Consider the following 12315-nt stretch of genomic DNA (forward strand, 5'->3'; position numbering starts at 1 on the left):
TGAGCGTGAGCACGGTGATTGACGGAGCCGACAACCTTCTCCGGCCGAGGGAGCTGGCCGCACAACTGGCCGCCGGTGGGCGTGTGGATCTGGCCCTGGCGGAGCTGCGGAAGCTGGAGCAGCAGGGCCTCCGCGAGGAGGCCGCCGCGGGCTTCGAGGCCCTCGCCAGGGCCTGGGCGCAGGGCAGCCAGTTGCTGCGCGCCATCGTCGCGTGCAAGGAGCTGCTGCGGCTGGAGCCCCAGCACACGCGCACGCAGGCCTTCATCGCCAACCTCTACGCGCGCTACCCGGTGCAGCCCCCGGAGGGCGCGGCGGAGCAGGTTTCCGCCGAGCTCGAGCTCATCCCGGAGCGGGAGGATCCGGTGGCGGTGCCCCTCTTCTCCATGCTGTGCCGGGATGCCTTCGTCGCCCTGCTGGAGGCGGTGGAGGTGCGCACGTACGCCTCCGGCCAGCCGGTGATGAGGGAGGGGGACCCGGGCGCCTCCATGTTCTTCATGGTGGAGGGGCGGGGCGAGGTCTGGCGGCTGCTGGAGGGCAAGGGGCCGCAGGAGGGGCCGGCGTTGGAGGGAGCCGTCTTCGGGGAGATGGCGCTCGTCACCGAGGGGCCCCGGTTGTGCACCGTGATGCCGTCGGTGTCCTCGGTGGTGTTGGAGCTGACGCGGGCGCGGATGGCGGAGGTCTCCAAGAAGCATCCGCTGGTGGAGAGCGTGGTCCAGGCCTTCTGCCGCAAGCGCGCCGCGGACAACCTGCTGCGCACCCACCCCATCTTCTCTCCGCTGCGCCTGGAGCAGCGGCGGGCGCTGGCCCGGGAGTTCCAGCTCCAGCGGGTGCCGGCGGGCACCACGCTGCTCACCGCCGGCGCCATGGGGGATGCCCTCTACCTGCTGTTGCGCGGCCGGTGCACGCCCTACCACGTGCACCCGGACGGGAAGGAGACGCCCTACCCGGTGCTGCGCGAGGGGGACGTCTTCGGGGAGATCTCCCTGCTCATGGACAAGCCGGTGACGGCCATGGTGCGGGCGGATGTGCCCAGCGTGCTGCTGCGCCTGGAGCGCTCCTCCTTCGAGCGCCACATCTTCAGCCAGCCGGGCATGCGGGACGCGCTGTTGAAGATTGGGACCGAGCGCCTTCAGCGCACCGCCCGGATGCTCGGGGACCGTTAGCCGGGCCACCCGCCGGGGGCCCTCACGGGCAGTGAACGCCGCCTGGACCGTCCGCTCCTGGCAGTGCCCGCAAGATCCTTTTGCAAGCCGCTGTCCGGGGGCCTAGAAGACGCCCGGAGATTCTCAGCGGACGGAAGGAAGGACGGCACTCAAATGACGGACAGTTTCAAGAGCAAGAGTCAGCTCAAGGTCGGCGCGGCCACGTACGACTTCTACAGCCTGGCGAAGGTGGGCAAGGACCACGCCTCGGTGGCCCGCCTGCCCTTCTCGCTGAAGATCCTGCTCGAGAACCTGCTGCGCCACGAGGATGGCCGCGTGGTGAAGCGCGAGCACGTGGAGAAGATGCTCGCCTGGAACCCCAAGGCCGAGCCGGACACTGAAATCTCCTTCCACCCGGCGCGCGTGCTGCTGCAGGACTTCACCGGCGTGCCCGCGGTGGTGGACCTGGCCGCCATGCGCGAGGCGCTCGCCGCCATGGGTGGAGATCCCGCGAAGATCAACCCGCGCAACCCGGCGGACCTGGTCATCGACCACTCCTTCCAGGTGGACGTGTTCGGCACCACGGACGCGTTCCGCGCCAACGCGGAGCTCGAGTTCGAGCGCAACCAGGAGCGCTACGCCTTCCTGCGCTGGGGCCAGAACGCCTTCAAGAACTTCCGCGTGGTGCCTCCGGACGTGGGCATCTGCCACCAGGTGAACCTGGAGTACCTGGCCCAGGTGGCCTTCCGCCAGGGCAACGTGGTGTGCCCGGACTCGCTGGTGGGCACCGACAGCCACACCACCATGGTCAACGGCCTGGGCGTGGTGGGCTGGGGCGTGGGCGGCATCGAGGCCGAGGCCTCCATGCTCGGCCAGCCGATTACGATGCTGATTCCGCAGGTGGTGGGCTTCAAGCTGACGGGCAAGCTGCCGGCGGGCGCCACCGCGACGGACCTGGTGCTCACCGTCACGCAGATGCTCCGCAAGAAGGGCGTGGTGGGCAAGTTCGTCGAGTTCTACGGCAACGGCCTCCAGAGCCTGTCGCTGCCGGACCGCGCCACCATCGCCAACATGGCGCCCGAGTACGGGGCCACCATCGGCTTCTTCCCGGTGGACCAGGAGAGCCTCAACTACCTGCGCTTCACCGGCCGTCCCGAGGAGCTCGTCTCCCTGGCCGAGGCCTACTTCAAGGAGCAGGGCCTCTTCCACACCGCCAACACCCCGGACCCGGTCTTCACCGACACGCTGGAGCTGGACTTGTCCACCGTGGTGCCCAGCCTCGCCGGCCCCAAGCGCCCGCAGGACCGCGTCACCCTCAAGGACATGAAGGGCGCCTACGAGAAGTCCCTCGTGGAGATGCTGGCCGCCGGCAAGAGCAAGGGCGAGGACGACGAGGGAGGCGGCAAGGCCAAGGCCCCCGCGGCCGCGGTGCCCCCCGAGCGCCTCAAGCAGACCGTCACCGTGAAGGCCGGCAACCAGAGCTACGAGCTGGGCCACGGCGCCGTCGTCATCGCCTCCATCACCTCGTGCACCAACACCTCCAACCCGGCGGTGCTGCTGGGCGCGGGCCTGCTGGCCAAGAAGGCCGTGGAGCGCGGCATCAACGTGAAGCCCTGGGTGAAGACGAGCCTCGCCCCGGGCAGCCGCGTGGTGACGGACTACCTCAAGGAGGCCGGTCTCATGCCCTACCTGGAGGCGCTCGGCTTCCACGTGGTGGGCTACGGCTGCGCCACCTGCATCGGCAACTCGGGCCCCCTGCCGGATCCCGTCGCCGACGCCGTCACCTCGGGTGACCTGGTGGTGGCCGCGGTGCTCAGCGGCAATCGCAACTTCGAGGGCCGCATCAACCCGCACGTGCGCATGAACTACCTGGCCTCCCCGCCGCTGGTGGTGGCCTACGCGCTCGCCGGTGAGGTGGGCAAGGACCTGGATAACGAGCCCATCGGCACCGACCGCAACGGCCAGCCGGTGTTCCTCAAGGACATCTGGCCCTCCTCCGAGGAGATCCAGCGCTTCATCACCTCCGCGGTGAAGCCGGAGCAGTTCCGCAGCCAGTACTCGCGCGCCATGGAGGGGGACCAGCTCTGGCAGAAGCTCTCGCCCGGGGGCGGCAACACGTTCAAGTGGGATCCCAAGTCCACCTACGTGCGCAAGCCCACCTTCCTGGAGAACATCCCGGCCGAGCCCAAGCCGCTCGTGGACATCAAGTCCGCCCGGGTGCTCGCGCTGCTGGGTGACTCCGTCACCACGGACCACATCTCGCCCGCTGGCAACATCGCCAAGACGAGCCCGGCCGCGAAGTACCTCATGGACCAGGGCGTGCAGCCCAAGGACTTCAACTCCTACGGCGCGCGCCGCGGCAACCACGAGGTGATGGTGCGCGGCACCTTCGCCAACATCCGCCTGAAGAACCTGCTGGTGCCCGGCGTGGAGGGTGGCGTCACCGTCCACATCCCCAGCCGCGAGCGGATGAGCATCTACGACGCCTCCATGAAGTACCAGCAGGAGGGCACCGCGCTGGTGGTGCTCGCCGGCGCCGAGTACGGCACGGGCTCCAGCCGTGACTGGGCCGCCAAGGGCACGGCCATGCTGGGCATCAAGGCCGTCATCGCCAAGAGCTTCGAGCGCATCCACCGCTCCAACCTCATCGGCATGGGCGTGCTGCCCCTGCAGTTCGAGGCGGGCCAGGACGCGCAGAGCCTGGGCCTCACCGGCCACGAGACGTTCGAAATCACCGGCATCTCCACGGACCTGGCCCCGCAGAAGAAGCTCACCGTGAAGGCCACGGGCGAGGGCGGCACCAAGGAGTTCACCGCGCTGTGCCGCATCGACACGCCCAACGAGCTCGACTACTACCGCCACGGCGGCATCCTGCTCTACGTGATGCGTCAGCTGGCCAAGGCGTAGTCCTGTGTAGGTTCCCCTCTCCCTTTGGGAGAGGGCAGGGGTGAGGGTCTTTCCCCTCGGTCCCCGTACAGACGGCCCGGCGTGCCCTTCGCGGTGCGCCGGGCCGTCTGCTTTGGAGTCGAAGCAGTGTCCTCGACTGAACCGTTGTAGTATCCGGGGCTGCGGCGGTGCTCACCGAGCTGGAGGCCGCTGGAAACACGGCATGGGTACTGAGTTGAATCCGGGCAACGACACCGCGCAGGACGCGGAGCAGGATCTTCAGCATCGGTTGGGCCTGGCGACGCCTCAGCACACCACGCGGGGCTTCCTGTTCTCCTCCCTGCTGCGGGTGGTGCGGGAGCTTGGCGGGGACGAGGACGTGGTGCAGCGCTGCCTGGCGGCCAGCGGCGAGAAGTCCTTCGTGGAGTTCTTCAACTACCCCACGCGCTCGCTCCTGATGTTGCTCTCCGCCGCGGCCCGTTCCATGAGCGGCAAGCTGGGCGGCTACGAGGAAGTGCTCCGGCAGATCGGCTTCAAGGCGGGCTCCAGCTACATGGAGACGCCGGTGGGGCGCACGGCGCTGCAGCAGGCGGGGAGCACGCCCCAGCAGTTCATGATTGCCCTGCAGACGCTCTACTGGGTGCTGACCACGTACGGGAAGCCCGCGCTGACCTGGCCGGGAGCCAACCGGGGCGTGCTCACCATCGAGGTCACCTTCATGCCGCTCGCCTACCATGTGGGTGGGGCGCAGGCGATCGCCAAGCGGCTGGGCGTGAAGAACGTGAACATCAGCGCCCGCAAGACGGGGGACCTGAGCATCGCGCTCGAGGTCTCCTGGTAGGCGGCTTCGGGTAGGCCCGAGGTCTCACCCCTCCTGGAGCCGGGCCCAGGCGGCGCGGTAGCGGGCCATCCGCTCCGCGTCCCTCTCCGTGAAGGCCAGCAGCCGCCGCACGTCCATGTTGTCCTCCAGGTCCGCCCGCTTCACGCGGCGCGCGAGCGGGTGGGGGAGGACGCGCTCGATGAAGGCCTCGTACGTCTCGCCCTCGCGCTTCGTCAGGCAGTCCAGCGCGCTCAGCACCTCCTCGGGGTAGCCGAGCCCGCGCAGCCGCTCCAGCGTCCAGGGCGTGTCCTCCACCACGTCGTGGAGGATGGCCACCATGCGCTCCGTGTCCGTCTCCAGGCGCATCATCACCCGCAGGGGGTGGAGGATGTACGCCTTCCCGGACTTGTCGCGCTGGCCCCGGTGGGCTTCCACGGCCAGGGCGATGGCGTCCTCCAGCGTGGGGGCGCTCACCACTGCACCTTCTTGCTGCGCTGGGCCTTCTTCTCGCCCTCGCGCTTCTTGGTGTCCAAACGACGCCGCTGGGAGCCCTTGGTGGGCTTCGTCTTGTGGCGCTTCTTGGGCACGTAGGTGAGGGCCTGGAGGCCCTCGCGCAGGCGCTCGAGCGCGGCGCCCTTGTTCTGCGACTGGCTGCGGCGCTCGGTGCCGGTGACGGACAGCCCGGTGGGCGGGTGGGTCAGGCGCACACCGCTGGCGGTGGTGTTGCGGTGCTGGCCGCCCGGGCCGGAGGCGATGAAGAACTCCACCTCGCAGGTGCGGAGCAGTGCGTCGTCATCCAGGGCGAGCGCTTCCAGCGCGGCTTGTCGGCGGGAGGGTTCGACGGTCATGAGAGGGCCAACCTAGGTCGTACGGGGTGTCTTCTGCACCCGCGCCTGACGGAGCGGAGCACGGGGGCCTGACTTCGCTCCCAGTGGGATGACGCGTCATTCCAGTTATGCGGGAACGCCCTGGGATGCAGGGGACACCCGGAGAGTCGTGTGTCACCCAGTTGCTTATAAGTCAGGGTTGTCTGCATATGGGTGTGCTCGGTGCCTGACTGACGGAGTCAGGACCTGGGGCTCCATGCCCCGGGTTGAGCACGGGGGGGCTGTGTATGGGTAACGCAAGCCTTGCCTCGAATCCGTCGTTGCCGAGGCATGAACGAGAGGGATGCATGATGGGGAGCACCTTGTCGAGGAGCCTGCCGGTGACGCTTCTCCTGGCCATGGCCTCGCTGGTGGTGGGATGTGGGGAGAGGGAGGGAGAGGATGACGGAGCGCGGGCTCATCGCCGTGCGCCCATCATCAGCGTGCAGGGCCTGCCCTACCGCCTGGCGGGGGGGTTGGGGCACTCGCTGTACGTGTTGCCGACGGGCACGGTGTGGAGCTGGGGCAACAACGCCCAGGGGCAGCTGGGGGATGGCACCACCCTCCAGCGGCTGAATCCGGTGCAGGTGGTGGGCCTCACGGGGATGATGGCCGTGGCGGCCGGCAACAACCACTCGTTGGCCCTGGGTGACACGGGCCGGGTGTGGGCGTGGGGTAGCAATGGGGATGGGCAGTTGGGGGATGGCACCACCACGCAGCGCACGAGCCCCGTGGAAGTGCCGGGGCTCACGGACGTCGAGGCCCTCGCCGCCGGCAACCTGCACTCGCTGGCGTTGAAGACGGATGGCACGGTGTGGGCGTGGGGGAACAACGCCCAGGGCCAGCTGGGGGACGGCACGACGGCCAACCGCAACGCCCCGGCGCAGGTGCCGGGGCTGACGGGCGTCTCGGCCATCGCGGCCGGGGACACGCATTCGCTGGCCCTGCTCGAGGACGGCACGGTGTGGGCCTGGGGCAACAACGCCTCGGGCCAGCTCGGGGATGGCACCACCACCTCGCGCACCACGCCGGTGCAGGTGAGCGGCCTCACGGACATCGAGTCCATCGCCGGAGGCGGCGCCCATTCCGTGGCGGCGCGCGAAGATCGCACGGTGTGGGCCTGGGGGGACAACTCCCGGGGCCAGCTCGGAGACGAGGGGACGGCGCCGTCGCTCACGCCGGTGCAGGTGCACGGCCTGACGGGCATCGTGGCCGTCGCCAGTGGGACGCACCACGTCATGGCCAAGCACATCGACGGCTCCGTGCTGATGTGGGGGGACAACACCCAGGGCCAGGCGGGCCAGAGCCTCGCCGGCCCGCTGCGCCTCCCCGTGCTGGTGTCCGGAGTCACTGTCCAGGCGATTGCCTGTGGCAACTCCCACGTGCTGGTCGGGCGCAGTGATGCCTCCGTCCAGGCCTGGGGCTCCAACTCCTTCGGCCAGCTGGGCAATGGCAGTGCCGGCTGGCGTCCCGTGCCGGAGCGGGTGCAGAGCCTCTCCGGCATCTCGGCGGTGGCCGCGGGGGACGTGCACGCGCTCGCGTTGAAGCCGGATGGGACGGTGTGGGCCTGGGGCGACAACGGCCAGGGCCAGCTGGGGGATGGCACCTTCTCCCAGCGCCCGCTCCCGGTACAGCTGACGGGGCTGTCGGGCGTGGCGTCCGTCTCCGTGTCCAGCTACCACTCGCTGGCGCTGAAGCCGGACGGGACGGCGTGGGCCTGGGGTGACAACTCGTTCGGCCAGCTCGGGGACGGCTCGGGCGGCAAGCGCGCCACGCCGGGGCAGGTAACGGGGGTATCGGGCGTCACGGCCCTCGCCGCGGGGGGCTACCACTCGCTGGCGCGGAAGTCGGATGGCTCGGTATGGGCCTGGGGCGACAACACCTACGGCCAGCTCGGGGACGGCACCACCTCCTTCACCCCGCGCCCCACGCCCCAGCAGCTCTCGTCGCTCTCGGGCGTCACCCACGTGGCCGCCGGCCTCTACCACTCGCTGGCGCTGAAGCCGGATGGCACGGTGTGGGCCTGGGGTGACAACGCCTACGGCCAGCTCGGGGACGGCACCACCACCGCGCGCAGTTCCCCCGTGCAGGTGCAGGGGCTCTCCAACATCGTCGCCATCGAGGCCGGGCCCTTCCACTCGGCGGCGCTGAAGTCGGATGGCACGGTGTGGATGTGGGGGGACAACTTCTACGGCCAGCTCGGGGACGGCACCACGAATGCCCGCTCCCTGGCGGCCCGCGTCACGGCCCTCGTCAACCCCATCTCGGCCCTCTCCTCCCGCGGCAGCCACGTGCTGGCCCAGGGCACCGACGGCCAGCTCTGGACGTGGGGACGCAACGCGACGGGCCAGCTCGGCCTGGGGACCAACACCTCCGTGAGCACTCCGGTGCGGGTGCCGGGCTTCTCGCGCGTCACGGCCCCGTCGGCCGGTGGCCGGATGTCCGTCGTGCTGCGCGAGGGCGGCACGGTGTGGACCTGGGGCGACAACTCCTATGGCCAGCTCGGCAATGGGGCCACCAGCGCGTACCCCTTCCCCGTGCGGATGCGGGGCACTCCGGGCGCGGCGCGGCTCTCCGCGGGCTCCAGCCACTCCCTCTATGCGCGCACCGACGGCTTCGTCTTGAGCTGGGGCAGCAACAGCGACGGGCAGCTCGGCGTCGAGGACGTCTCCTTCAGTGAAGCGCCTTCCCCGCTGGCGGAGCCCCGCTGCGTCGAGGCCGTGTCGGCGGGCGGCGACTACTCCCTGGCGCTGCGCTGCGATGGGACGGTGTGGGCCTGGGGCGACAACACCTCCGGGCAGCTCGGGGACGGCACCACCACCTCGCGCACCGCGCCAGCGCAGGTGCAGGGGCTCTCCAACGTCATCGCCCTCTGGGCGGGCGCCGGCCATGCCCTGGCGGTGCGCGCCGATGGCACCGTGTGGGCCTGGGGAAGCAACACCACGGGCCAGCTCGGGGACGGCACCACCACCTCGCGCACCACCCCGGTGCAGGTGCAGGGCCTGATGGGCGTCAAGGCCGTCGCGGGCGGCTCCGGCCACTCGCTGGCGCTGCGCGAGGACGGCACGGTGTGGGCCTGGGGGGACAACGCCTCCGGCCAGCTCGGCAATGGCAACCTCTACTCGAGCGGTGTTCCGGTGCTGCTGCCCTCGACGGAGCTCACGGGCATCACGGCCATCGCCGCGGGGGGGGCGCACTCGCTGGCGCTGCGCGAGGACGGCACGGTGTGGGCCTGGGGCGCCAACACCTCCGGGCAGCTCGGGGACGGCACCACCACCGCGAGCGCCGAGCCGGAGCAGGTGACGGACCTCGAGAACGTCACGGCCATCGCGGCCGGCCAGGGGCACTCGCTGGCCCTGCTGGGCGATGGGACGGTGTGGGCCTGGGGTGACAACACCTCCGGTCAGCTGGGGGATGGCACCACGGCCTCCAGCACCCGCGCACTCCAGATGCTGGAGTTCACGGGTGTCACGGCCATTGCCGCGGGCAGCTCCCACTCCCTGGTGCTGAAGCCGGACGGCAAGGTCGGCGCCAGGGGCGACAACGCGTACGGCCAGCTGGGGGATGGCACCGCGGGCTTCCGGGTGGTGGCGATGGACCTGGAGTGACGGCCATCGGGGTGACGCTCATCGCGCCAGGCGCTTGAAGCGTGGGGGCTTGCCCTCCTGGAACAGGAAGCGGGCGAGCCTCTGGCCGAACGTCAGCAGCACGAGGCCCACCAGCACCTGGGCACCGAGGATGATGCGGTTGACGTCCACCGCCGGCATCCAGCGCACCTTCCCGTTGCGCAGGATGAAGGCCCCGGCGGGCCGGGCGTTCAACCCGAAGCCGCTGCCGTAGCCCTTGCTGGTGCTCTCCACCCCCTGGGCTCCCTCGGCCACGGGGCCCTCGCCACCGCCTCCCCCGCCGCCTCCCGTCACCCGGGCGGCGGGGATGACCGTCACCTCGCCCTGTTGGATGGGCTCTCCGTAGACACGCCGGACACTGAATGCGTCGCGGGCCCTGTCGATGACCTCGTTGACGTCCATGGTGAGACCTCCGCGTTCGAGCCTCTCTCTGGAATGAGGTAGGCACCCGCCAGGGGGCCAGCACCCGCGGAGGGTCCGTTCCCGGCGCCCGTCCGGTGGCCCGGGAGGCCCTGGAGGGCCGGGCGGGCGGCTCCCGGATGGACGGAGAGGCGCTCTCCGGATGATAGCCGGGGACTCTCATTTTGAGAGCCTTGCTCCCGTCGGGAGGGGGGCGGCTCATGTAATTCCAGGGGTTTATGTGTTGGCAGGCGGGTTGCTCTAGGGGAAGGCCAGAGAGGCACTTCCCAAGGAGACAGCTCCCATGGCCATCGAGACCTGGCACATCGACCCCCAGCACACCTCCATCGGCTTCACCGTGCGGCACATGGTGGTGGCGCGGGTGCACGGCCGCTTCACCCGCTACGAGGGGAGGCTGTTCACGAACGGCGACCTGCTGAAGGCGCAGGCGGAGATGAAGATCGAAGCGGCGAGCATCGACACGCAGGTGGAGGCCCGGGACAACCACCTGCGCTCGCAGGACTTCTTCGACGTGGGGGCCTTCCCGCGCGTCATCTTCCACAGCAAGCGCGTGCAGGCGGTGGGCAAGGACCGCTACGTGGTGGTGGGGGACCTCACCATCAAGGACACCACGCGCGAGGTGGCGCTGGAGACCGAGTTCCTCGGCCGGGTGACGGATCCCTTCGGCACGGAGCGCCTGGCGTTCAGCGCGCGCACGAGCGTGGACCGCAAGGACTTCGGGCTGACGTGGAACAAGGCGCTGGAGACGGGCGGGGTGCTGGTGGGCGAGCGCATCGACATCGAGCTGGACGTGCAGGTGGTGAAGGCGGCGGCGGCGGGGAAGGCGGCGTGAGGCGGCGGATGGCTGGCCGGGGCCCGGGCCGGCGTGAAGTGGTGGGTGGGTTGCTGGCCGGCGTGACGGGCCTGCTGGGCGGGGTGGAGCTCGCCCGGGGCGAATCGCCACTGGCATCCCGAGCATCCAAGAAGATTGGAGAGAAGGAGTACCCTATGTTGATCGTTCGACCCTCTGAAGCACGCGGCCATGCGAACCACGGCTGGCTGGATTCCCACCACACCTTCTCGTTCGCGGACTACTACGACCCGAGCTTCATGGGCTTCCGCTCGCTGCGCGTCATCAACGAGGACCGTGTGGCGCCGCGCAGTGGCTTCGGGACGCACCCGCACCGGGACATGGAGATCATCACGTACGTGCTGTCGGGGCAGATCGAGCACCGGGACAGCATGGGCACGCTGGGAGTGCTGAAGGCGGGAGAGCTGCAGCGGATGACGGCGGGCACGGGCGTGCTGCACAGCGAGATGAACCGGAGCGGAGAGGAGCTGCACTTCCTGCAGATCTGGATCCTCCCCGAGCGCCAGGGCCTGACGCCGAGCTACGAGCAGAAGGCCTTCACGAAGGAGGAGCGGCAGGGCCGTTTCCGGCTGGTGGTGTCGCCGGAGGGGAAGGATGGGGCGCTGAAGGTGCACCAGGACATGCGGCTGCACAGCACGCTCCTGGGGAAGGGCGAGAAGGCGGAGTACGCGCTGGAGGCGGGCCGGCACGCGTGGCTGCAGGTGGCGCGCGGGGCGGGCACGCTCAACGGCGTGGAGGTGAAGGCCGGGGACGGGGTGGCCGTGGCCGATGAGGCGCGGTTGGTGCTCTCGGCGACAGAGCCGCTGGAGGCCCTGCTCTTCGACCTGGCGTGAGGGGGGAAGAGAAGTAACCTGGGGGTGGGTTCATTCGTAGAGGCAGGTGGAGGAGACACCATGAAGCCAGCCGGACACGTTGAAGCACCCACCTCCCGGTTGCTGCCGGTGGACGCGATGGAGACTACGCGGGTGGAGACGGCCACCTTCTCGTTGGGTTGATTCTGGGGTCCTGACGCCCAGTTCGGGCGTCTGCCTGGAGTGATTCGGACCCGTGTGGGCTACACCGGCGGGAGCCAGCCGGACCCGACGTACCATCAGCTCGGGGACCACACGGAGTCCTTCCAGCTCGACTATGACCCGGCGCGCATCTCGTACGAGACGCTGCTGGAGTGGTTCTGGAAGGAGGCGGACCCGGCCGAGCGCCCCCGCAACCGGCAGTACATGGCGGCCGTGTTCTACGCGGACGAGACGCAGAAGCGGTTGGCGTTCGAGACGGCGAAGCGGGCCATGGGAGGGAGGAGCGGACCCATGGTCCTGCCCATCCTGCGGCTGGGAGAGTTCTACCGGGCCGAGGACTACCACCAGAAGTACTACCTGCGCCGCTACACGGACCTGATGCGCGAGTTCAGCGGCTATGGCGAGCGCGAGTTCGAGGACTCGACCGTGGCGATGTGGCTCAACGCCTGCGTGGGAGGCTACCTGAAGCGCGAGGAGCTGGAGGCCGAGGTCGAGCGTCTGGGATTGCCGGAGGCCGAGCGGCAGCGGATGCTGAGTCTCGGGAAGGCGGCCCTGGCGCACCGCCGCCGGTGAGACCTGGAACTGGCTCTAATCCTCAGGGTCATCCAGGCCCTCTCACTCGCGCGATACAAGTCCAGTGTGGCGCTCGTCCTCCACCTCATCAGCCTGCCCAAACAGGCGAGTGCCCCTCA

The 12315-nt window shown here is 69.8% G+C and carries 9 protein-coding genes and 1 pseudogene; 7 read left to right on the forward strand and 3 right to left on the reverse strand.

Annotated features, from left to right (window positions below; genetic code table 11):
• Positions 1-14: 14 nt before the first annotated feature.
• The 3 genes from BO221_RS18070 (at position 15) to BO221_RS18080 (ending at position 4869) form a co-directional block, all read left to right on the forward strand.
• Positions 15-1163, forward strand: coding sequence for a cyclic nucleotide-binding domain-containing protein (locus tag BO221_RS18070; protein ID WP_233166102.1), 1149 nt, complete (start codon positions 15-17; stop codon positions 1161-1163).
• Positions 1164-1316: 153 nt separating this feature from the next.
• Positions 1317-4049, forward strand: coding sequence for an aconitate hydratase AcnA (gene acnA, locus BO221_RS18075; RefSeq protein WP_073561692.1), 2733 nt, complete (start codon positions 1317-1319; stop codon positions 4047-4049).
• 202 nt (positions 4050-4251) lie between these two features.
• Positions 4252-4869, forward strand: coding sequence for a DUF2378 family protein (locus BO221_RS18080; protein ID WP_073561693.1), 618 nt, complete (start codon positions 4252-4254; stop codon positions 4867-4869).
• 24 nt (positions 4870-4893) lie between these two features.
• Here BO221_RS18080 and BO221_RS18085 read toward each other — a convergent pair whose 3' ends face one another.
• Both BO221_RS18085 and BO221_RS18090 read right to left on the reverse strand, forming a co-directional pair.
• The gene (locus BO221_RS18085) at positions 4894-5322 is read right to left on the reverse strand and encodes an HD domain-containing protein (protein WP_073561869.1); all 429 of its coding nucleotides are present in this window, start codon (positions 5320-5322) and stop codon (positions 4894-4896) included.
• Positions 5319-5696, reverse strand: a complete 378-nt coding sequence (locus BO221_RS18090) for a peptide chain release factor-like protein (RefSeq protein ID WP_043414484.1) — start codon at positions 5694-5696, stop codon at positions 5319-5321. The genes BO221_RS18085 and BO221_RS18090 overlap by 4 nt, the downstream gene beginning before the upstream one ends.
• 326 nt (positions 5697-6022) lie before the next feature.
• Between BO221_RS18090 and BO221_RS18095 the strand changes: the two genes are divergently transcribed.
• Positions 6023-9322, forward strand: a complete 3300-nt coding sequence (locus BO221_RS18095; RefSeq protein WP_083681135.1) for a hypothetical protein — start codon at positions 6023-6025, stop codon at positions 9320-9322.
• Positions 9323-9340: 18 nt separating this feature from the next.
• On the opposite strand, the gene BO221_RS18100 is transcribed toward BO221_RS18095, so the two are convergent.
• Positions 9341-9742, reverse strand: coding sequence for a spore germination protein GerW family protein (locus BO221_RS18100; RefSeq protein WP_073561694.1), 402 nt, complete (start codon positions 9740-9742; stop codon positions 9341-9343).
• A 301-nt stretch (positions 9743-10043) separates the two neighbouring features.
• Between BO221_RS18100 and BO221_RS18105 the strand changes: the two genes are divergently transcribed.
• The 3 genes and pseudogenes from BO221_RS18105 to BO221_RS18115 form a co-directional block, all read left to right on the forward strand.
• A complete protein-coding gene (locus tag BO221_RS18105) occupies positions 10044-10592 on the forward strand; it encodes a YceI family protein (protein ID WP_073561695.1) in 549 nt (182 codons plus the stop codon).
• A 155-nt stretch (positions 10593-10747) separates the two neighbouring features.
• Positions 10748-11443 carry a pirin family protein gene (locus tag BO221_RS18110; RefSeq protein WP_073561871.1) on the forward strand — a complete coding sequence of 232 codons (696 nt, stop codon included), beginning with the start codon at positions 10748-10750 and terminating at the stop codon, positions 11441-11443.
• Between the two features lie 174 nt (positions 11444-11617).
• Positions 11618-12196, forward strand: a pseudogene (locus tag BO221_RS18115) (peptide-methionine (S)-S-oxide reductase MsrA); the annotation flags it as partial.
• Positions 12197-12315 lie beyond the last annotated feature (119 nt).

Origin of the sequence: Archangium sp. Cb G35, from assembly GCF_001896145.1 — a bacterium.
GTDB classification, from domain to species: domain Bacteria; phylum Myxococcota; class Myxococcia; order Myxococcales; family Myxococcaceae; genus Archangium; species Archangium violaceum.